The organism is Leptospira abararensis (assembly GCF_016918735.1).
GTDB lineage: Bacteria > Spirochaetota > Leptospiria > Leptospirales > Leptospiraceae > Leptospira_A > Leptospira_A abararensis.
In genome coordinates this window covers 21531-43785 of sequence record NZ_JAFFPR010000005.1, presented here as the reverse complement: position 1 = coordinate 43785, position 22255 = coordinate 21531, and the positions used below count along the sequence as shown (strand labels likewise).

Here is a 22255-nt window from a genome sequence, read left to right as displayed (position 1 = left end):
GCAAGCTACCGGTTTCATGAATCGAAAAGATCCATGCGGTAAAAACCAAAGTAATTTCAAAACCTAAGCAGTCAACAAGGTTTTATAAAAAAGTTCGCAGTTCATAGGGAACAATAAGATTTTTTTTATATGATTTGGTGTTGGTTAGTAGCGGCAATGAGACATAATCCGGTGACGGGATGGGTAGCAGAGGGGTTGTCACATAACACACGTCCGGCGAATAAATAACAAGAGTTAGTCGACCCACAAAGAAGTCAGGCGTGGCGAATAACAAGCGATCGCCGGTGTACGCAGGTAACCTGAACCAGGATTACCCATTGTTAAACTAAAAACCAAGGTCTCGGACGAAAAGATGAACTTGTACAGAGAAAATTTTCAAGGAATCGGTTTGTATTTGATGGATTGAGAAATCTATGATAGAAGGTAGCCATTGGGTGGCGGGTCTAGTTCCCCACCCTCTGATCAGGGCGGGGAGAGTATACTGTCAATAACGCACGTTAAACTGCATGTAACCATAACCCTCGCGTGCATTCTGGCCGTAACTGACAGCGGATGGACTCACAGGTAGGTACCCAAACTCCAACGTTTCCTCATCAAGTCCCAGGATATAAAAAGTGGCAGCGGAAACTAACATGAGTCCCATCATAATGACCATGGGCCCCCCTACCAATTGTCTATCCCTGCGGTTTTCCATCGGCAAAGTCCCCGCCATACTTTTCAAACTTCTAGCTTTTGATTCGGCATCATCAATGATTGAATTTTGAACCCCATACCAAAAGAAAAATTCATCTGGCTTGTTTTGATAAAAAGAAGATATGGCGGTAGCATTTACAAGAGTCACCTGAGACCGAGCAGCCGAATAGGCCTGTCTCGATGCATAATTTAAATACACATAACTTACATAAAACAAAAGAGAACCATACAATGAATAGGTGGCGAAGTCTTTATAAGTATGATCCAGAAAAACATTTTGTTTATTTTTATAATAAATATCTGTTTTTCCTTCTCTCATTTCTACATCAACTACAACCTCTTCATTGTCACGAGCATCCACTGCACGAAAACTATCGATATAACCTTCTTTGGAAATTCGCAATCGATTCATTCCGGCAGGAATAGCGATATGATTCAATGGTGTTTTGCCTAAATATTGAATTCCTAAGTACACATCCGATTCGACATTGGAACTAACAGAAATGTATGAATTACTTAACTTTATGGAAAGTTTAACATCCAATTGAAAAGATTTTCCCTTCTCCAATTGAATTTCTTGTTTATAAGGATAAAACCCCTCTTTAAAAACAAACAATGCCCTTTTACCGACGGGGAATTTTTTATTACTTAAGGGAGTTTTTCCCAAATAAATCCCATCTAGATAAACAAGAGCCCCCTCTTCTCCTGCGGCTGTTACTTCAACAGTAGTTGTTTCTTTACCCTGCAGTTTTTCACGAATAGATTCCCCGAGTGGCCCCATTTCTTGATAGGCTCGAGTAACAGAGGTTTTGTGTTCGAAAGGGGTGATTTTTCCTTCAAAGTCATCAAAAAGAAAAACTTTTGTTAGCAATTCGTTATCTCGAATCTCAAAAGAACCTGTCAAAATATAATCACAGTTTAGTTTGCTAGCCAAACCAAATGATTCATCGGGAGACGGTGCTCTCCTTTCCCAAAATTGTTTGATGGTGACCTTTACATAACGAGGGTCTTTTTCTGGAGCGAGTTGTTTTCTTCCAGATCGAAGGTCCTCTAAATCCCTCTCATCATTTATTTCTTTCTTTTTACGTTTTACATTTTGGGATTCGGCATCAATTTTCTCTTGCAAAGTTAAAACTGGTGCTTCCCCAAAGGAATGGTAAACTACATTTGCCTTAGGATGTTCCACGTAGGTATATTCTAAACTACGAAGTTCCGAAAGTAAAACGGAAGGAATGCCTTTGACTAAATATTCTTTGGTCGGATCGGGAGTAGTGGCAACGAAAGAGAATAAACATAAATTACGAGAGGACTCATAGGTGACAGTCCCTTTGTAACTCTGGTTCGGAAAATTATAATAATCATCAATGGAATACAATGGCAATACATTGCATAAAAGCCCAAGGATAATAAGTAATGCTGAAATTTTATGTTTCATTCTTTTTCTGGTTAGATCCCAAAGAATACACCAAAGTTAAAATGGCAACGATCGGAAGCAAAACGGAAACGGGTGACTTGTCAAAATAATCTTTAGAAAATGAGATCTGTTCTCCAAGTCCCGGGCCAGTATCTCCAAGTGATGTTTGAATTCCTAAATAAGAAAACAAAGCTGTTGTCATTACTACGGCAGGTAATCCCGAAAAAAACAAAAAACCAAACATGTCCCTAAGTGCTGGTAGATAATGCAAAAGAAGTAACTGATACGGTTTAGCTCCCATACATAGGGAGGCCGATAAATAAGGGCTTTGTTTGATTTCGCGAATCTTCGCGGTGAGCGTTTCATACGACAATGCCCAATCGGAAACTAAGATAGCAATGAATATAGCAAACGGATTGTCAGGTAACAAACTCATCACAACAAGAGCAGACAATAAAGAAGGAATGGCAAGGGAAACAGATACAATTCCTGAAAGGATAAAGTCTGACCTTTTAGGAAAGAAGAGAGAAAAGGCAGACATAAGGAACGAAACGAAAATAGTAAATATACGTGCCGGAACCACAAGGGTAATGGTTGCTAAAGATCCATAACAGAATAAAGCAAAATTATCACGACCCAACCGGTCTGTACCTGCAAAAAAACCAGGAGAGAAAATGGGCAGATTATTATGGGCCAAATCTACATTAGTAGGTGCTGGTAAAACAAACACGCCAAGAAGAACCAACCCAAAAAATAAAAACCGCACCAGCGTGTGGACTGAAAGCACGTTCATACCCCACCTGAAAAAAATCTTTGCAGATAAAACCCAACCCGATTCAAAATATAAAATAATATCCCCGAATACATAAGGAGTGTTGCGAGTAACCTTGTATCCATTGATTTGATGGAAAAATATAAAGACTTCCCTATCCCAGGAAAAAAGAAAATCTCTTCGACGACCATTGCTCCTGACAACAATGACCCAAAATCTAAAACTAAGAGGATAAGTGCAATCGGTAGGACTTTTAGGAAAATTTCTTTTCCCACAATATGGCTCCAGGGATAAGACCTTGTTTGTAATAACTGCACATACTTCGAATCTGCTTCTTTACGAATTTCTGGTAATAGATATAAGGACATTCTTGCGTAAATTCGTGAACCCAAACTAATCCCAGGCAAAACAACATAATAGGTGTTACCTGATTCATATCCACCGGGAGGGAACCATTCCAATCGGTAAAAAAATACAAGTAACAACAGTATGGCGACGATAAAAACAGGTGTCGAAAGAATCAGATGAGAACTAAAAGAAACAATATCATAGAATAATCCAGATCGGAAGTAGGTCGCTGCAAGAGAAAGTGCAAAAGCAAGGACAGAACCAAATAATATACTAAAGATTGCTAAGTGTAAGGTAGAAAGAAAACGGGTTCCGATATGAGAGTAAACAGTCTCTCCATTTTCTGTTTTGCCACCTGATTCCAAAACCAAAGCTTTCCAGAACTGAAGGTAGGAAGACAAAAATCCTTTTTCCTGACTTTGTACCTCTGCTATACCCGCATCAGCATACAAATAGGATTTATCTTTTGTGTGAAACTCCGAAACAAAACTACTGATACAAGATAACAGTAGTAGGAAATACAGAAAACGGAAAAGTTCCGACTTCACTGGATTAACTTTTCGAAAGGAATGCCTTTTGGATTTCTTCGAAATTTTTGGCTTTGATGAGTTTTTCTCTTTCTTCAGGAATGTTGAGTGTTTTCGCAATCAAAGCTAATGTTTTGATATGATCCTGAAATTTATTTTTAGGATCAATGAGCATGATAAAAATTTGCACTAAACCGTGATCAAGTGCATCAAAGTCGATCCCTTGTGGTGCAATGGCCATAGCGCATTTTAACTCATTCACATAATGAACAGAACAATGTGGAATGGCAACTCCACTTCCGATGCCGGTAGACATGGACTTTTCTCTATTCATTAGAGAAGAAACTGTTTCTTCTTCATGACTTGGATCTAACGATTGTGTGGTGACCATATGGGAGATCATTTTTCGAATGGCATCTTCTTTTGTAGATGCTTTGAATTCGAAAATGATATTTTTAGGGTCCAGAATCTCCAGAAGTTGATTCATATGGTATAACTTACTCCCACCTTTTCAAGATCGACTTATTTTCCAAGAAAAACCCTGACTAAGAAGCCTTCTAATAGAAAAAAAACAACGAGCACCAAAACTGCACTGATCCCCATTTTACCCACAAAAAAGGCTAAGGGAAGTAAAATGACAAAACTAAGTAAGGAAACATAATACGATCCGTAAAAATTCCGGCCCGGACTCATATGCAAAAAGAAAGCAAGTGCGGAATAGGAAAGAATCCAATTCAAGCCTAACTGACCCGAACCAATCCCCCAGAGGGAAAATAGAAAAAGCCATCCCAAAAAAAATCCAAGTAGAATCGTTCTTCGAAAAGATACCCAAGCAATTCCCACTAAAACATAAATACCTATGTTATCAGCAAAAGATAAAAACGTAAGTCCTTTCAAAGGAAGATTAGAGAACCAAGGTAAGGTCAAAGGCAAAAGCGAAGACTCAAATGGAATCCCCGTCCAAGGATTCAGTTCCACAGGAGTTCGAAAAGAATATCCAAGTAAGGAGAAAACACTGTCCCAAACCAGAACAAAGAGGAGAACCAAACTAAAAATAGGAACTCGTAAAGAATACTGCTGACCGAGAAAATAATGAACCGTCATAGCAAAAAGAAACGCTAACGGTAATAAAATCGGATGCAACCAAGTTGTTGGTAAAATCAAAAAGACGATCAGTAATTGAGAAAGTAGTCCCAACCAATACGGCGATTGATTCGCACGAATACAAAAACCTAAATAGACAAGTGTGAGTATCGATCCAATGGCAATGGGCAAAATAGGAATTGGGAAAACATGAGCAAGGGAGTATCCAAGAAATCCCATGAGAGTCAGAAAATAAAAAAAATCAGCAAATATCTCGGAAGATTTAACTCCCCAACTATTTTCAGATAGAATATAAAGGTTCTTTAACATAATTTAATGATTGTTAAACAACAACTCCTTCGATTCGTTTCCGAATATCAATTCCAGAAGGGCAATACACCGTACAAATCCCACAGGAAATACATTGACTCTTTTCAAACTCTTCTACTTTCCCTTTGATGAGTTGCACTGGATTTGCATGGGTGGGACAATAGTTATTACACTCCATACAATCAATACAACTGAATTCTTTTCTTGCTGCGGGAAGTTTTTCATATAAAGTAATAGAATAATGTTCATAAATATTGAAGTAACCAAGAGAACTCACGTCCATAGGTTTTACTTCTTCGAACACAGTTTCAAAGGAGGCAATTTTATATCGTTTGTCTAAGTTTGCTGGAATGAAGGCCAAAGCTTGGCCGTTGGTTAAAAAGAACTGACGAGGTTCTAAATCCATTCTGCCTTTACGATCCACTAAAAATACGGCTAAATGTCGCTTCGTAAAAGGTTCGTTATAGTATAACTTTCGTAAAATATGAAAGATTGTTTCTGCACCTAAAAATAAAACCTCATGCCTAATTAACGACTTCCTAGTTTTATCCACACCTTGATGAAACTGTTTGTGGAGAAAAAATTCAGGAATTCCGTTAGGATGTTCAAAATCTAAAGAAGGATTTTCAAAAAAATTGGATACTTCCGCTTTAGGGAATATCGATTTCAAAAGTTCAATGAATGATAAATAAGCATCCTTCATATCACGCAGGATCATCTCTTCAAAATTGAGATGTTGGTATCTGCAAAACGGTGATAAAACGATTTTAAAGGAAGGTTCTTTCCTAAAGTTTTGAAAGTAATCCTTAAGAGGAGTCTCTATCAAATCCAAAGAATACAATCCACCTTCATCAAAGGATTCTAAAAGGGTAGGAAAATCATACTGTCGGAAATGATAAGGAGATGTGGTCGACCAAGACCCATCTTGTTTGATTTGAAAGTATTTTTGGTCTGGTGTAAGACTCGCTACCCCATTGACAGGAGCAAGCACCTTCTTCCCGTTATGTGCGAGCATAACTTGACCATGGGTAACTCGAGTGGGATAGGAATCAGAGAGAACGCTGCCCGCAGGAACGGGGATCAGGAATTGACCCTGAATCGTCCGTTCTTTTTTGTTTTCAGTTTTATGAAATTTGCGAGCGAAGGCGCGAGGTAACCTGGGGAACAACACGCCGGTTATAATTTAGACGGCTTTCACCATGTAGATTTCATCTTTGATTGGGAGTTCTTTTTTCAAGTTCTTGATATAAGGTAGAATCTCTCCCATTTCTTCATAATACTCGCAGTTGGTTTGCATACGGCGAGCCACTGTAAAGTATTTATAAAGTTTTTCTTCACCGGAACGTTTAGACCATTTCTTCTTGTTACATTTGACTCGAAGAATGTATTTATCTTGCTCCGATTCGTATTGGCGAACCACAACACAATGCAAACAGTTCGCGCAGTAGACTTTTTCACTCATGGATGACCCCTGGACCTAGGTTGAATTTACAGCTTTTTGGAAGGAAAGGTTTCGTCAAGTAAGTACCATCGCTCTTTCCTAAGCGACGGCACGTAGTTCCTTTTCTGCCTTGGTTGCCGGTTTGAATTTCCAAAACGACTCCGCCACAGAAAGAAATGAGACATAGAAAAAACCAATAGAATAAAGAACCATAAAACCGATCATGTATGGTTTTCCGACCATAAAGGAAAGGTAGATACAAAATACGCAATAAGCGCCCATAAAAAACTCGAGAAAAGCTCGGTAATCTACGGGAACCACATATTTGATTTTGTCCTGCAAACTATCCCCTTCTTTCTCAATTCTGAGTTTTGGGGTGCGTTTGAAACCGGATTGGATGCCAAAAACAGCTTCCATCCAAGCGTAAGTATTCATGACAGCGATACCTGTTCCAATCATCACAAGGATAGGAAGGTAAACCAATTTGGATTTCCAGTTTTTGTGGATTTCGCGTTGGGAGTAAGCGTAGAAAATGACAGGTCCCATCGATCCAATGGAAAGCACAGCGGCTGATCCAAAAAGAATTTCCATCGGGAGGTCATCCATCTTAAACCCTGCCCAAAATTCCATAAGGAGAAGTGGTGCCGTAAGTAAGATATTGATGATCATCAGTGGATGCACTGAATAATTGATGAGGTGGGTGATCGCTTCCCCTTTGATCTTCCAAGATTCCTTGGACTTCCAAATGCGTGGAATGAGTTTCACTGCGGTTTGGATTGACCCTTTGCACCAACGAAACTGTTGCGCTTTATAAGCGTTCATAGTGGCAGGAATTTCTGCCTTACAAACTACATCTTTAATATAACGGAATTTCCAACCTTTGAGTTCGGCACGGTAAGAAAGATCAAAGTCTTCGGTGAGAGTGTCATGTTCCCATCCACCTGCGTCTTCAATACAAGTCCGTCTCCAGATTCCCGCAGTTCCATTGAAGTTCATCCAAAGGCTCGCTCCATTTCTTGCGACTTGTTCGATCATAAAGTGACCGTCGATTCCAAAACTTTGTGCTTTGGTGAGAATATTATATGTTTCATTGATATGGCCCCAACGTGTTTGGACCATTCCTATGGATTCGTCTTCAAAGTATCCCATAGTGCGAAGGAGAAAGTCTGAATCGGGAGTGAAGTCAGCATCAAAAATAGCGATATAATCCCCTTTTGCTTTTGCCATTCCTTCATCTAGAGCTCCGGCTTTGTGTCCTTTGCGATTGGTTCTATGAACGTGTTCGATCCAAATTCCTTTTTTCTTGTACTGGGCCACAAGCAGAGACACCTTCTCCACTGTTTCATCAGTAGAGTCGTCAAGGACTTGAATTTGGAGTTTTTTTGCAGGATACTCAAGGTTACATGCTGACTCAATCAAACGGTCCACAACATAGAATTCATTGAAGATGGGCAACTGAACCGTAACCGTAGGAAGGTTTTTGTCCTTGAATGAAAGGAGTTTCGTTTCGTCCTCCGCACAGTTTTCTTTGTATTTGCTATACAAAAAAACCATGAGGTAAGTGTGCAGACCGAAGTAGAACAGAACCAAAATGTCGAAACCGTAAAGAACCAAAAAGGATATAGATAAAAACGTTAGCATAGTTATAGTCAAAATCGGCACAAGGGCCCATTTGGTCAAACATTTTGTGCACCGCCAAATAAAATAAGATTTTCTTTAGTTTGCGATTGTGGCCCATAAAACATCTTTGGTAGCTAATTCTATGGACTCTCAATGGAAACGTTTCTGGGAAACCGGCCTCTTCCCCTCACTGGAGTTTAGTCTTAGCCTTTCCATTGGTTATGTACTTTCTCTATTTTTTTATGTAGCCGGATCTGAACTTGCTCTCATCGACCGAACAGATACAGCTTATCCCGTTTTACAGATACTGCTTCTTGTCTCTTTTGCTATTGGATTTATCTACAGAAAATACAAACAAACGTTACCTGCAAGTTTGGCGATTGCCCTTTTGGTTGCCGCGATCATCCAGGTCTATTGGTTTTTAAGAGCCAATTCTGCTGAATTCCTAATTGATTATATTTTTTCCTTTGAATGGGTTTTACTCAGCGGGGTTTTATCTGCATTTTCAGTAGGTATTTATGGAGGGTCTTTACGTGACTTTCGATTTTTAAGTTTTGCCCTGGGAGTGACAGTATTTACCTTCTACTCTTTATTCGAACCAAATCAAAATTATTCCATGAAGGTTTTGTTGGCTGTTCTCTATATACTATTATCCTTATATCTCATTAGTACTTTTGTACAACATAGTCCGTATTCTAGCAAATTCTACAAAATTCGCTCCAAAATCGGTAAACATCCGTTATTTGCACCGTTTTATAGATCTGCGTTATCCCTCCTCATCTCGTATTGTATTTTACATTTATACTTCCAACCCGGACCGAAAATACCACTGATTCTATCTGTATCGTTTTCTGTGATCTTCGGTAGAGTTTTGTCCCTTCTCGGTGGCTTAAAAAAAGAAACCAAAGCAGTGTTTTTAATTGGAAGGGTGGCACTACTATTTGCCTTTTTCTTTTTTATCTACCAAACTTATTGGAGTTCCTTCTTCATTGCCCTTTGTATCATCACAGGTTCCATCGTTGGATTTTTTAAACCAAACAAAACTGTTTACAAAGAGTATCTGTTTGTTGGTTTAGAGACCAGTATCTATCTGGGGCTTTCCTTTTTGTTATACTTTTGGAATTTACCGATGGGGATTAGAACCATCTCCGCATTGTTATTTGTTCCGGTTTTAATGTATCCCTACTTGATACAAAAACATATTGTGCGTCTACCAAGAATTTTGATGTTAGTGACGGCGGTCCTTATCGTGTTGCTCTTTTTTTCACCACCAACAATAAGAACCAATTCCCCATTTTCGAAAAAAGAAATCTTTGACCCCATTCCTTTTGCCATTACCAACATATCATTCAATGAAGAGGAATATATTTATTATAAATCTGTTTTACCTTTTGAATCCAATCCGTTTTTACCAAAACATTCAGAAATCAAAGGGAAAACTGTTGTATTGGGACTGAGCTCAAACCAATCACAAATCATTTCTTACATAGAAAGACTAAGCCAAGAGCAACATCCGTTCCTCATCCTTACAACCAGAAACAAATCGAATCAGTTTCATCATATCAATGCCTTGTCTCTCTTGAACAGGAAGTCTTATTGGAACTTCGATATTTATTATCCGAATTATATGGAATCAAAAATTGGATTTGCCACAACTCTTCCATCAGATTGGAAACTAAAGTATTTTGCAGAGAAGTTAGACAATGCCACAACCTTAGAAGTAGTTGCCGTACTCGATTCCATTTTAAAGTATTCATCCGGTGATTTACGAAAAGACGCTTTAGAAATCAAACATTTGTATTATGAGTCCTTTGCCGAATATGCAAGATTTTACCACAACATCGGACAGAACAAACTTGCGTTAGATGCAATTGCTGTCGCAAGAAAATTTGAAACACCTAAACCAGATTTACTGCGCATTGCCTTTAACAGTTTAAAATTCACTACACCTGAAGCAGAATATATTCCCATCCTTGAAGACCTTAGTTCGGATACTGAATTTCAAGAATTTGCTTGGAACTCTTTGATTCCCATGTTTGAATCTTTGGGAGATTGGAATCATGCACTTCTTACAATGAGTTCTTTGGAAAAGTTTTATCGATCCAACAATCAAATCGACCAAGCAAACGAACTAGAGTTAGCTCGCGTTCGATTGTTTATCAACCAAGAAAACTGGAAAGAAGTAGAGCCCGTCATCGGAGCAAGAATGAGAGAGAATCCAGATTCGGTGATTTGGGAACGACTCAAAAACGAAGTTATAGAAAAAAAAGATTCACTACGAAGGTTGAGCACTCGACCTGATCCAAGAGAGGCAAGAATCCAATGATCCATTCCACACTACTCGGAATACTCGCAGCCGTTTTGTCGGTGTTTGTTGCTATTTTGATTGAAGGCGCTTCCTTGCGATCCTTCTTTCACTTACCAGCTATGTTACTCATCGTCGGCGGAACCTTAGGTGCTACTTTTGCATCTTACTCCATTTCCCAGGTAACCAAAGCGGCTAAAGATATTCGATTTGCTCTTTCAAGAAGACGAGAAAAGGATCTAAAACTGATTTTCTTTCGTTTTTGGGAAAAGGCAAGAAAAGATGGATTATTGTCTTTAGAAGATGAAGCCAAAAAACTAGACAATCCCTTTTTACAAAAGGGAATTCAACTGATTGTAGATGGTTCCGATCCGAGAACCATTGAAGAAATTCTTTGGGAAGCACATGAAGAAGAAGAAAAAAATGATTTAAAATCGGCTAAAGTATTTGAGACTGCAGCTGGATTTTCTCCAACTATAGGAATTATCGGAACCGTACTTGGCCTTGTAACTGTTTTGGAAAACTTAGATGGCGGGACCAAAGTCCTTGGACAAGGAATTGCAACTGCATTCATTGCAACCTTCTATGGAATTTCTTTTGCCAATCTAATTTTACTGCCTATTTCTAACCAATTGAAAGTTGTCGCCAAACAAGAAAGTAACGAACGTCAAGCCATCATGAGAGGGATTCTTTCCTTACAATCAGGTGAAAACAGAAGGATCCTTGCCGAACGAATTGATCCTTTTGTTAAATACTGAAGTTTAAAAATTTGGATCTGGTTTGATACAATACAACTGATGGATTTTTTCATCTCGAAAGTCTACCGGAATTGATTCCTTTGTACGATTGATACATTGGAATCCGCGTTGTTTCCACTCTTCCTCATCCACTTCCATTTTGAACTTTCTAAAATTAGTAGAGAACCAAATTTCCCCAGCATCGGAGAGGAATTTTGTTAAAAGTAACAAAAGAAGATTCCTATGTTTCGTTTGTACGTCCCACTCTTCTCTCATTTTTTTGCTATTGGAAAATGTGGGTGGATCGAGAAAAATTAAATCATAACGTTCTCTGTTGGGATTTTTTGTTTCTTCTTCCATCCATTGCAAAATATCAGCATTGATCATTTGATGGTTTGTAGATTTAAAACCATTGTGTTCTAAATTTTGTAACGCCCAATCACAATAAGTTTTAGAAAGATCGATACTCTTCGTTTTTGTGGCTCCACCTGACGCAGCATAGACGGAAAATGCTCCAGTATAAGAGAATAAATTTAATACTGATTTTCCTTTAGAAGCTTTCCTCAACCAATCCCTTGTGATCCGATGATCTAAAAAAAGGCCTGTATCTAAATAATCCGAGAGATTGATTCGAAATTCTAAATTGGATTCGTTTACCCATTCAAAGTTTCCTTCGATGGATAATTTATCATATTGATCTGTGCCTTTTTGTTTTTTACGTCTTTTTAGAAACAGTTGTTCTTCTGAGATCTGGAATACATCACGAACAATAGAGGCAATTCGATCAAACCGTTCATCATGTCCTTCTTCTGCTTGAAAACGTAAGGAACTTTTATCATACAAAACCAAACCATTGGGATATCGATCCAAAATGCAGGATATTTGTGGGATGTCTTCCGAGTAAATTCGGTAACAAGTAACAGATTCTCGTTTTGCCCACTTTTCGCGCTCTTTTTTCAGCTTACGAAGGCGGTTCTCAAACATGGTAAGGGCACCAAATCCCCGTTCGGTCATGAATTTTCCTTTTTTTAGGGGAGGTTTTTTTGGGAATTTTAGATAGATGTCCCCGCCCTATATAGACTGGGTGGGGTAATCCACCCGCCACCCAATACGCTCCGTTTACCACGGCACCGCAAAAAAGTCCTTCATAAATCAAAATCCAAAAGATTTTTTTAAATCCAGTTCGTGTTTTTGATTGGTGAGAGAGAGATCACGGAAAAGACTGTCGGCTATGTCTACTAAAGATACCACCTTCATTTACTGCGACGGTAGTTCCCGCGGAAATCCAGGTCCTGCTGCCATAGGTGTTTCCTTTCAAGACAATGATGGAATCGAATTTTTTTCTCTATCTGAAAAAATTGGAAATGCAACCAACAATGTGGCAGAATGGCAAGCCTTACATCGAGGTATGGAAGAAGCAATCAAACAAAATCTACAAAAAATTAGGTTTCGATTGGACTCTGAGCTTGTCGTCAAACAGATGAAAGGTGAATACAAAGTAAAAAATAAAGACTTACTCATTTTCAAAAACAAATGTGAATCTTTAAAATCTTCCTTTCAACATTTTGACATCCAATACATCCCACGTGAACAAAACTCTAGAGCCGACCAATTAGCAAACTTAGCACAGGATGCAAAGGTTTGATTTTTCGGATTTTGACTAATTCAGTCGCGATTATAGTGATGGTATTTTTTTTATCCCATTGTAAAAAATCAGTCACTCGCCAATTGGATGATCTACTAGAATCTGGTTCATCCTTCCAATCGGCAACCTTCTGCGAAAAAAACAAACTCCAACTTTCCGAAAGAAGAGAAGACTGTGAAAGAGTCACTAGGTCGGCAAAAGAAGAAATCGATTCCATTCTGAATCGAAGATTAGATTTGGGCATTGCGCCAGTGATTGTAGAAAAAAATAAAGGAAAGGAAATCGAGGAGTTTTTACAAGTCCATACTCGGTTGGGAATTCGGTATTGGGAAATCTGGAAAGCCAACGTGATTTTAGAATAGACAATCTTCCCCCATCGCAGGATAAACAAATCATGGCTGGAGACCCTTCTCAAATATTAAAAAAAATCGGACTCAAAGTAACGAAAAATCGTGAACAAGTCCTATCGATTCTACAAGGATCCCCTCGACCGTTAAACCACCAGGAAATTATGGAAAAACTCCCCAAAGAGGAATCTTGGGATCGAGTTACCATCTACAGAGCCTTATCTGATTTAGAAGAAAAGAACCTTTTAAACTCTCTCCACTCCACAGATCGAGTCACCTACTTTGAGTTAAAGTCAGATGGGAACCATATTGTTTCAGCAGCTCATGGGCATTTGATTTGTAATGTTTGTGGTAAAATAGAATGTATTGACGATCCTTGGAATGGAATTCCTTCCGCCAAACACTTGAAAGGTTTTTCCACGGAATCAGTTGAAATTGTGTTTAGAGGCAAATGTAGAAATTGCCAATAGACATTCCATCGTTAGTTCCCGAAAAATTCTTAAATCATCTGTCACAAATTGACTCCGCACTAAAAGGAGCGGGGTTTGAATGTTATCTTGTCGGAGGATCCGTACGGGATTTAGTTATGGGGAAAATTCCCAAAGAATACGACCTAACTACAAATGCAGAACCCAAACAGGTAAAGAAACTTTTTCGGACCGTAATAGACACGGGAATCGAACATGGTACCGTAACCGTTGTTTTAGACAAAATCAATTATGAAATCACAACCTACCGAATTGACAAAGACTATACTGATGGAAGGAGGCCCGATCATGTAGAGTTTGGTACCACTTTGTCGGAAGATCTAAAACGCAGAGATTTTACTATGAATGCGCTCGCATTCGATCTAAGAACGGGACTGATTGTCGATGAACATTTTGGAATCAGAGATATTGAACAAAAAACCATTCGTACCATAGGAAATCCGATCCAACGTTTTACCGAAGATGGATTACGTCCGATTCGTGCTTTACGTTTTGCCAGCACTTTAGATTTTTTTATTGAACCAGAAACAAAAAAGGCAATTCACGAAACAAAACACATTACAAAAAAAATATCTTTAGAACGTTTCCAAGACGAAGTGCTGAAAGCATTCGTTGGCCCCAAACCTTCACGAATGATTCAACTTTTAGCGGAAGAGGAAATCTTTCAAATTTTTCTTCCGAATATCCAGAAACAACTTTCCCCTAAACAAAATGTTCTCGAAAGGTTAGATCAATCTTCCAAGGATTTAATTGGAATCCAGTTGGCTTTAGCTTTTTATGCGCTATGGGAGAATGTCGCTTTAAAAGAATTAGAAACGATTCTAAGGACTTTAAAATTCTCAGGCCAGAATACAAAGGACTGTCTATTGTTCTTCGAATTTTTAACCAAGTGGGAAAAGGATCAGAATGTTCCCAACATAGATGAATTTATTTTAAAAAAAGAATATCTAGCGCCCGTTAAGCGCCACTTCCAATCTCGGTTCCCTATTGATAGAGAATTTATCCTAAAACTTACTCCCATTTTCGGAGAAATGACTCGGCAGATGGTTTCAATTTGGGAAGAGGAACCACCTCTACTCCTTACGGATATGAAGTTCAACGGCAACCATCTTGCCGAAACTTACCCTAAACTCGCAAAAACCAATTATGGAATGGTTCTAAATTATCTCTTAGACCTTGTCCTACACTCGCCTAAAGAAAATGAATATTCAAGACTATTGCGTCACTCTGCTCATTTTATAGGCAATTTGACCAAATAATTCGTTTTTTTTTACCAAATGAACCCTCCCATTGCCCTTAAATTAATCAGAAACTTATTTTTTTTTCCCTAGAACCCATTCAAATACAGTGTTTCTCTTTTTTTCTTCCTTGGTTCGGAAGAAACTCCGCCAACCTGGTACACAACTTGCACAACAAGTTCACATAGGAGAAATGGCAAATGAGAAATAAATACACTCTGTTGGCGACGATCGTTGCTACCTTATTTTCCCAGGCTTCCCTTTTTGCTCAGGATAAAAAGGAAAAGGATAAGTCTTGGTATGAGTTGGTAAATTTTTCCGGATATGTGGATGTATACTATAACTATACTACAAACAACCGGCAAGGGGCTACCCAAGATACAGCGGGAACTTTCCACACTTACAACAAGCAGTTTGCTGTGAATGCAGTAAAACTTTCTATGGAGAAGTTGGCGGATAAAGAAAGTCCATGGGGTTTCCGTTTGGATATGCAAAACGGACAGAACAACATGTACCAAGAACGTCCGTATCAAACAACAAACTCGCTTCATAATATGCAGTTGTTACAACAAGCTTATGTTTCAGCATACTTCCCAGTTTTGAAAGGGTTGACAGTTGACGTAGGTAAGATGGCAACACATATTGGATTGGAACTACTTGACTCAAAGGATAACATCGCTTACACGATTGGTTATGTGTTCTTTAACACAATCCCGTTTATCCACACTGGTGCGAGAGCAAACCTCCAAATTAACGATAGACTTTCCACTGGTCTTTACCTATACAACAGTGCGCAAGGAACTGGTTACACTGGAAACGGTCAACAATTTGGTTACAGCGGGTTGGCAGCTTATGGTGATGCGGCAGGTGGATCTAGTTTAACTAGCACGCAACAACATGCTTACGCTGATGGTCCAAACCCTACAAGAGCGATTGGAACACAAGTGAAGTATGATGTAGTTCCTGACAAATTCCAAGTAGTTTGGAACACTTTGCAAGCTAACGATAACATCAAAGGGAGACAAAATAACTCTCTTTATTATCTTGAGCAGTCAACTGGAACTTCTTTTCCAAAACAATCAGCTTTCAAAACTGACCACTGGATGATTCAAAACTTGATTTTGATCTTCAAACCTACTGATAAATTGACTACCATCTTTGACTATACTTATGGTGAAAGAACTGGTCAAACAAACACAGCAGCTTTTGGATACGAAGCAAGCGGACTTACCAAAGCAAAGTTAGATTCTGCGCTTCCAGGTCTTGTTCCTGAATTAGATCCAGGATTAGTTGCTGCTGGTTTCACAAAAGATACCAATTTAACTCGTGAAAACAAAATCAAACGAATTTACCAAACTTACCAATTACAAGCGAAGTACCAATTTACAAACTTCTTTGCACTTGGTTTCCGTTTTGAGTATCTTGATGACAAACGTTACGGTGGATCACTTGCGGTAAACCCTCCTCTATTTGCAGTAACACCTGCAGACAGATATGACCTCAAGTTCCAAGACTCTATCGGAATGAGAGCAGTTAGTAACTACGGACAAATCAAAACTCTTACTTTCACACCTACTTTTGACTTAACGGAAAACCTCCAAGTGAAAGTAGACTTAAGAAGAGATTGGGGTCCTGGTCAACAATTCATAGATACTTCCGGAAGACCTGCTTCCCACCAAAATGGAATCATCGTCGGTATGGTAGCAAAATTCTAAGGAGAAAACAATGAAAAAGAATATGAAATCCTTTAAATCTGGTTTAGTAGGAATCTCTTTGGCACTCCTTTTGGCAGCTAGCTTAGTTGGCTGCACGGAATCTGGTGCAAAAAAAGAAGATAACCCAACGGCTCTACTTTACCTAGTCAATAACTCTGCGAGTTTCAACGAAGTTCAACAAATCTGCGTCGGTTCTTATATCGCAGCAAACTCTTGCGTCGGTGGAAAAGAATACTTCAACGCAGGAACAGGTTGTTCTCTAACAAAATTGGATGGTAAAACAACAGCTGACTTGAATGCATTGAAAGAATGTGTCCTTAAAAAAGTCAATGACCCAATTCAGCCTTGTAACTTACCACAATTTACTTATGGCCTTGCGCAACAAGCCCTTGCGGGTGCGTTTGCCGCTTGTAACACTTCGTATACAACAGCTGCTGGTACAACAGTCGACTTGACCAGTTACCTAGTATACTAACAAAACTTAAGTCAGGGGATGACCTCTCCTGACTACTTTATTCCTTCCTATCCATCCCCTTCTGAATTGTTTTTAGATCAGCCAGATCACATGATAATAAAACTACTCTTGCGAGTCTTAGCTTTCTCGTATTAAATTGTTTAGGTAGCTTTAGTGATACACTCACGAATTTATTTATGGAAATAAAAACGTGAGAAGTTTACTTTTATTCAATGGTAAAGGCAGTCTTTGGATAGAAATAATGTGCAAGGGAAGTAAGTTACCTCCCCCAATCAGAGCAGAGACAAAGGATTTATGGTTTTTTGTAGTCTACTTTCTCCACAAAAGATCTCCGGAAGATTACTGTAATTTCTTTATCTGGAAGAGAATCACCTGAGAACTTGCTAATGGGTCGTTTATAAACCCAGTACTCTCTGTCCCCACCACGTTTGACTTCATCTGGATCACCGATATATTCTCGGACAAAGTTCCCATTTTTACCTGGTAAAGTGTCCTTAATCTCTTTTCGAAGTTTCATACCTGCTAGTTGTTCCACTGTTAGTTGAGCTAAAACTTCTTCTCGTTTTTGATCTTCCGATTGGATGTCTTTTGCAGATGTCGACATAAATTCTCGGCATTTAACTTCATCCTGAAAAGTCTTCATACAATTTTCAAAAAGACTGTCTTGGTTTTTTACTTCCAAAGTGCGAGCACAAGATGCAGTAGTAAATAACGTAATTAGTATTAGGGATCTGTTCACAAACCCTCCATTCTTACACCTATAAAATTAAATGATTGATTTATTGAACATCAATAATCGTTAGAAGTTAAGTGGATTTTTTTCGTCCATTATAGGAAGATACACAGCTCTATGTCCAAATTTCTTTCAAAGTTTTCCATTCAAACCAGGCTCTTGCTGCTACCTATACCACTCGTTGCATCACTATTCATCATTTTGCTTATTTTAGTACGTTCACTGAATGGAACGATTGAGTTCTCCGAAAAAGAACAATTAGGAATCCATGCATTGAGGCCCATCTATCTTGCCTACCGAGAGGGATTGGAACGACTAAAAATTGGACAAGAAAACACCGATAATTTGGTTCCTCTGATCAAAGCCGCTCAAACGAAAATCAAAGAAACGGACCTACTCCCAAGTGATACGAAAGAACTGACAGCTTGGGATAAATATACAAAAATCGGAAGTTTTGACCAACCTACTGCTACAAAGTTCCTCTATGATACACAAGAACTTGCTTTGAAAATAGGTGACTTTTCTAACTTAATCCTGGATCCAGAAGTTAACTCCTATTATCAAATGGAGATTACCTTTTTCAGAGTGCCAGAAATCCTCAAAAATATCGGAGTTTTAAAGGAGATTGCTCGTGATGAGTTTTCGAATGCCAATAACAAAAACAAACAATACTCTAGTGTTAATTTTACAAGAGCACTGATTTCTATTAATTTTATTGAGTCCACATGCAACGAGATTCAAAAATCCAATACAAAATCCATTGAAGATATTTCTCCTTATGTAGAAGAATTAAAAAAAGCAAATGAAGTTTCTAAGATTTCTTGTGAAAACTATATTCGCGAACTAAAAGAAACGTTCATCCTTTCCAAAGTGAAACCAAGTTCCTCAGAGAAATTATTTGCCACAATTCATAAAGGAACTTTGATCGCAGGCGAAATCCATGAGAGTTCCATTGGAATTTTAGAAAAGTTAGTAAACGATAGAATCCAATTATTATCCTTTCAGAGAAATATGAACATATTTTTAGTTTTGATATCTTTATCTATCTCGAGTTTATTTGTAATATTTATTTTTCGAAGTATCAATAACCCGTTAGTCACTGTTCTTTCTAAGGTAAATGAACTTTCTAGTGGAGAGGCTGATTTAACAAAAACTCTTCCTAACTTTGGTAACAATGAAATTGGAAAAATAACAGATTCGATCAACCTTTTTCTAAAAAATCTCAATCACATCATGAACCAATTAAAAATCTCAGTAAGTGATGCAGAGAAAGTCTCTTATAAATTAAAACAAGATGCAATTTCAGTTTCAGACAACGCTTCCTCACTTGCTTCCATCTCCGAAGAATCGGCAGCTTCCTTAGAAGAGCTCACAACATCCTTTGAAATTATGTTTGAATTCATTACGAATGAAACCAAAAACATTGTTAAAATTACGGAAGAAATGAAAAACATTGAAGGTTCCATTTTTAATATCGAAAAAGCTCTCTTACAATTAACCGATCAGTCCGTCACTTCTACAAATTTAGCCAATTTCGGCAATATTTCCGTTCAAAATACGGATAATGCCATGTCCGAAATTCGTTCTGTGACCAAAGACATCACTGGAATTGTTGATCTTATCACCGAAATTTCAGAAAGGACCAACTTACTAGCATTAAACGCAAGTATTGAAGCCGCTCGCGCTGGTGAAGCAGGAATGGGTTTTGCCGTAGTAGCAGAAGAGATTTCTAAATTAGCCGATAAAACCCAATCATCCGTTAAAAACATTAAACGACTTATTGATAAAAGTAATTCCGTAGTGAACATCGGCACTACTCATGTGCATGAAACTGTCAACGCACTTAGCGAAATTGTAGAACAGTCCAACAGAATGCAATCTGGTGTAGATCATTTAAAAGAGGAAATGACAATACAAACAAATAGTTTAATTAGTGTCACTACTGAACTCAAAGGACTACAAGACATGGCAGAAACCATTGAGTTTTCAAGTCGTGAGCAAAAAAAAGCATCGGAAGATATGGTGAACACCATCAATACACTTTCCGGTAGTGCACAAGAACTTGCCAACAATTCAGAAGATTTAAATCAAGTAAGCCAAAAGATTGGAGAAATTGCAGAAACGATTGCTTCAGTCACAAATTCCTTTCACACTCATTAGAAAATAATGTGGTTTGAGGTCTTAGAATAGAAAGTCCTTATTCTAAATTTCAATGCTACCAATAAAAACCGGATCCAAAATTTGAATTGATGGATTCGGGATAAATTCCCTGTTTGGTTTCTATGGTTTTACTTCCATCCTTTCCCTTTCACAAATCAATATTTAAGCTACTTTTTTCTCATCTAATATGTATAACGTTTGCTAGTTGCACATTTCTGAAAACTGAATCTGATCAAAATGAAATCGTAAACAATTTAATTACGTTAAGCATCTCATCTGATTTCATATATGCCTCGGAACTCCAAGTAATTGTTAGATCGAAAATTGGCAGCTTACCAAACTCTGTCCCTGGTTCCGAAACAGACTCAATAGCGAAAATTAATTTAGGTAACAAACTTTTCAGAGATAACAAACTTTCATCTAACCATGTGCAATCCTGTCTTACTTGCCATCCTATTGATGGAAGTGCCGCTGGTATGGATCGACAATCCACTTCGCGTGGAACCTTTGGCCAACCGGGAAAAAGAAACACTCCTAGTATTCTTAACGTTGGTTTTTTACCAATAATTTTTTGGGATGGAAGAAGAGATACATTATACAACCAAGCAACTGATCCATTTATTAATCCTCTGGAGATGTCACTCCCCTCAGAAGCAGAATTGTTATCGCGCGTCCAAAATGATTCTAGTTATACAACTTTATTTGCAGATGTTTATCCTGACTCTCCGAGCCCAAGTATCCATTCTATCCGTCTTGCACTGGTTGCCTTCGAAAATTCCCTTGTCTCAAAGTCAAGATTTGACGATTTTATAGAATTCAATCCCTTCGCTCTCAATAAAGCTGAGTTAGATGGATTAAAAGTATTTCTTGATGTAGGATGTACAAACTGTCATAACAAGAGTTTACTCGGTGGATCACAATTTTCAAAATTAGATACAGTGTATCCATACAATCCTAATGATTTAGGAAGATCTGAATTTACCGGGAATCCAGATGACAATTATTTCTTTAAAGTTCCACCTCTTCGAAATGTCGCATTGACCGCTCCCTACTTTCACGATGGCAGCGTTCCCACACTCAAAGAGGCAGTGCGACGGATGAATCATTACAAACTGAACCGCGCTATGAACGATTCAGAAATCGAAATGATTGTTCACTTTCTGAAATCATTATCAGATAAAACAAAGTCAAACTAAATCCATTGACAAAATATATTGAGGTGGGAACTCTGGCATTACCTTCAGGGAGGAAACAGGTGAAAGTCCTGTGCTGACCCGCAACTGTGATGCACCAACTATAGTATAATCTATATTAGGTGATAAGCCAGATCTTCCCCGCAATGTTTTCTCCGTGGATTGGGAACTTTGCACACTTACATTTATCTGTCTCACAGATGATGTAAAGGGGCCCCGAAGGTAAATTCGGGGCACCCGTATGGAAAAAACATTACTTACATTTCTATCTATAGATTTTAAGATTTCCCGTCTTCTGACGAGAATAAACCTATTTCCTGTTCGTGTTCCCCTAAATTCAAACCAAGATTTAGGAGAATCTAAATGAAAACAACAATTCAACTAACAATTGCTATTTTAGCAATGACAATACTTACGGCATGTGCTGATGCAGGCAAAGTAGATAAATCGGAAGCTGACAATAATTTAGTACTAGGATTATTGAAAACAGCAGAGGCATCTGCAAAAGAAGCAGGCCAAATTGAAATTAGAGGAACATACTTTCAAGCTAGCTGTTCTGCAGGAACATGTAACACACCAGGTTCCAACACAGTTTCTATCCAATCTAACTTCGGAACCACAACAGGATATTTATATGTTGATTATGTAAATGGTGCTGGTACCTCAACATATCGAGTAAACGCGGAAATCGTGGAATTTAGCAACATAGATCGAGTGCTTTATTATAAACCAAAAAACAGTGTAAACATTTCGGCCTTAATTTGGACTATCAACGCTGAAAATGAAATATTAATTTGTGACGTGTTTAACGGCAAACCAACATTAGCTGAAACTAAAACAGATCTTGCCTCAAGAAAAGCATCTGGAACAGTTTATACGACAAATCCAAAAGCAGCAGGCTGCAATGGATCATTTGCATTTAATTTCTTAACTAGAACTTTTTAAATTCAGAAATTTTGCCTTTATTCATTTGGATAAAGGCAAATAGGAG

Annotated in this window: 21 protein-coding genes and 1 riboswitch; of the genes, 11 read left to right on the top strand and 10 right to left on the bottom strand. The window is 38.3% G+C overall.

All coding sequences use genetic code 11. The features are described from left to right. Positions 1 to 484 precede the first annotated feature (484 nt). From JWG40_RS00745 to JWG40_RS00710, 8 genes are all read right to left on the bottom strand, one after another. Positions 485 to 2128, bottom strand: a complete 1644-nt coding sequence (locus JWG40_RS00745; protein WP_205283982.1) for a PEGA domain-containing protein — start codon at positions 2126 to 2128, stop codon at positions 485 to 487. Next, positions 2118 to 2900 (bottom strand): ABC transporter permease subunit, encoded by a 783-nt coding sequence (locus JWG40_RS00740; protein ID WP_205283981.1) that lies wholly within the window; start codon positions 2898 to 2900, stop codon positions 2118 to 2120. The genes JWG40_RS00745 and JWG40_RS00740 overlap by 11 nt, the downstream gene beginning before the upstream one ends. Beyond that, complete coding sequence (locus JWG40_RS00735) at positions 2897 to 3775, bottom strand: ABC transporter permease subunit (RefSeq protein ID WP_205283980.1); 879 nt, start codon at positions 3773 to 3775, stop codon at positions 2897 to 2899. The genes JWG40_RS00740 and JWG40_RS00735 overlap by 4 nt, the downstream gene beginning before the upstream one ends. A 4-nt stretch (positions 3776 to 3779) precedes the next feature. Further along, entirely contained in the window at positions 3780 to 4241 is a 462-nt protein-coding gene (locus JWG40_RS00730) for a PTS sugar transporter subunit IIA (RefSeq protein ID WP_205283979.1), read from the bottom strand. Positions 4242 to 4276: 35 nt separating this feature from the next. Continuing rightward, positions 4277 to 5167 (bottom strand): hypothetical protein, encoded by an 891-nt coding sequence (locus JWG40_RS00725; RefSeq protein WP_205283978.1) that lies wholly within the window; start codon positions 5165 to 5167, stop codon positions 4277 to 4279. A 13-nt stretch (positions 5168 to 5180) separates the two neighbouring features. Further along, entirely contained in the window at positions 5181 to 6182 is a 1002-nt protein-coding gene (locus JWG40_RS00720) for an ATP-binding protein (RefSeq protein WP_205283977.1), read from the bottom strand. Between the two features lie 168 nt (positions 6183 to 6350). Further along, complete coding sequence (locus JWG40_RS00715; protein WP_002973362.1) at positions 6351 to 6629, bottom strand: hypothetical protein; 279 nt, start codon at positions 6627 to 6629, stop codon at positions 6351 to 6353. A 78-nt stretch (positions 6630 to 6707) separates the two neighbouring features. Next, on the bottom strand, positions 6708 to 8249 hold the full coding sequence (locus tag JWG40_RS00710; RefSeq protein WP_205283976.1) for a cellulose synthase family protein: 1542 nt from the start codon (positions 8247 to 8249) through the stop codon (positions 6708 to 6710). Positions 8250 to 8370: 121 nt separating this feature from the next. Between JWG40_RS00710 and JWG40_RS00705 the strand changes: the two genes are divergently transcribed. Both JWG40_RS00705 and JWG40_RS00700 read left to right on the top strand, forming a co-directional pair. Further along, a complete protein-coding gene (locus JWG40_RS00705; RefSeq protein ID WP_205283975.1) occupies positions 8371 to 10554 on the top strand; it encodes a hypothetical protein in 2184 nt (727 codons plus the stop codon). Then, a complete protein-coding gene (locus tag JWG40_RS00700) occupies positions 10551 to 11291 on the top strand; it encodes a motility protein A (RefSeq protein ID WP_205283974.1) in 741 nt (246 codons plus the stop codon). Before JWG40_RS00705 ends, JWG40_RS00700 begins: the two co-directional genes overlap by 4 nt. Before the next feature lie 3 nt (positions 11292 to 11294). Here JWG40_RS00700 and JWG40_RS00695 read toward each other — a convergent pair whose 3' ends face one another. Then, the gene (locus JWG40_RS00695) at positions 11295 to 12284 is read right to left on the bottom strand and encodes a class I SAM-dependent methyltransferase (RefSeq protein ID WP_205283973.1); all 990 of its coding nucleotides are present in this window, start codon (positions 12282 to 12284) and stop codon (positions 11295 to 11297) included. A 217-nt stretch (positions 12285 to 12501) separates the two neighbouring features. On the opposite strand from JWG40_RS00695, the gene JWG40_RS00690 reads away from it, so the two are divergent. The 6 genes from JWG40_RS00690 to JWG40_RS00665 all read left to right on the top strand — a co-directional run bounded on the left by JWG40_RS00690 (position 12502) and on the right by JWG40_RS00665 (position 17178). Next, a complete protein-coding gene (locus JWG40_RS00690; protein WP_205283972.1) occupies positions 12502 to 12915 on the top strand; it encodes a ribonuclease HI family protein in 414 nt (137 codons plus the stop codon). Positions 12916 to 12953: 38 nt separating this feature from the next. Then, complete coding sequence (locus JWG40_RS00685) at positions 12954 to 13277, top strand: hypothetical protein (protein WP_205283985.1); 324 nt, start codon at positions 12954 to 12956, stop codon at positions 13275 to 13277. Positions 13278 to 13309: 32 nt separating this feature from the next. Further along, on the top strand, positions 13310 to 13732 hold the full coding sequence (locus JWG40_RS00680; RefSeq protein WP_002973507.1) for a Fur family transcriptional regulator: 423 nt from the start codon (positions 13310 to 13312) through the stop codon (positions 13730 to 13732). Beyond that, entirely contained in the window at positions 13723 to 15009 is a 1287-nt protein-coding gene (locus JWG40_RS00675; RefSeq protein ID WP_205283971.1) for a CCA tRNA nucleotidyltransferase, read from the top strand. The genes JWG40_RS00680 and JWG40_RS00675 overlap by 10 nt, the downstream gene beginning before the upstream one ends. A gap of 179 nt (positions 15010 to 15188) precedes the next feature. Continuing rightward, positions 15189 to 16703 carry an outer membrane beta-barrel protein gene (locus JWG40_RS00670; RefSeq protein WP_205283970.1) on the top strand — a complete coding sequence of 505 codons (1515 nt, stop codon included), beginning with the start codon at positions 15189 to 15191 and terminating at the stop codon, positions 16701 to 16703. A gap of 10 nt (positions 16704 to 16713) precedes the next feature. Beyond that, positions 16714 to 17178 (top strand): hypothetical protein, encoded by a 465-nt coding sequence (locus JWG40_RS00665; RefSeq protein ID WP_205283969.1) that lies wholly within the window; start codon positions 16714 to 16716, stop codon positions 17176 to 17178. A 292-nt stretch (positions 17179 to 17470) separates the two neighbouring features. On the opposite strand, the gene JWG40_RS00660 is transcribed toward JWG40_RS00665, so the two are convergent. Then, a complete protein-coding gene (locus JWG40_RS00660; RefSeq protein WP_232369075.1) occupies positions 17471 to 17821 on the bottom strand; it encodes a hypothetical protein in 351 nt (116 codons plus the stop codon). Positions 17822 to 18028: 207 nt separating this feature from the next. Between JWG40_RS00660 and JWG40_RS00655 the strand changes: the two genes are divergently transcribed. From JWG40_RS00655 to JWG40_RS00645, 3 genes are all read left to right on the top strand, one after another. Then, a complete protein-coding gene (locus tag JWG40_RS00655) occupies positions 18029 to 20071 on the top strand; it encodes a methyl-accepting chemotaxis protein (protein ID WP_205283967.1) in 2043 nt (680 codons plus the stop codon). A gap of 122 nt (positions 20072 to 20193) precedes the next feature. After that, a complete protein-coding gene (locus JWG40_RS00650; RefSeq protein WP_205283966.1) occupies positions 20194 to 21267 on the top strand; it encodes a cytochrome-c peroxidase in 1074 nt (357 codons plus the stop codon). Between the two features lie 4 nt (positions 21268 to 21271). Continuing rightward, positions 21272 to 21424, top strand: a riboswitch (cobalamin riboswitch). A 203-nt stretch (positions 21425 to 21627) separates the two neighbouring features. Next, positions 21628 to 22209, top strand: coding sequence for a hypothetical protein (locus tag JWG40_RS00645; protein WP_205283965.1), 582 nt, complete (start codon positions 21628 to 21630; stop codon positions 22207 to 22209). Positions 22210 to 22255 lie beyond the last annotated feature (46 nt).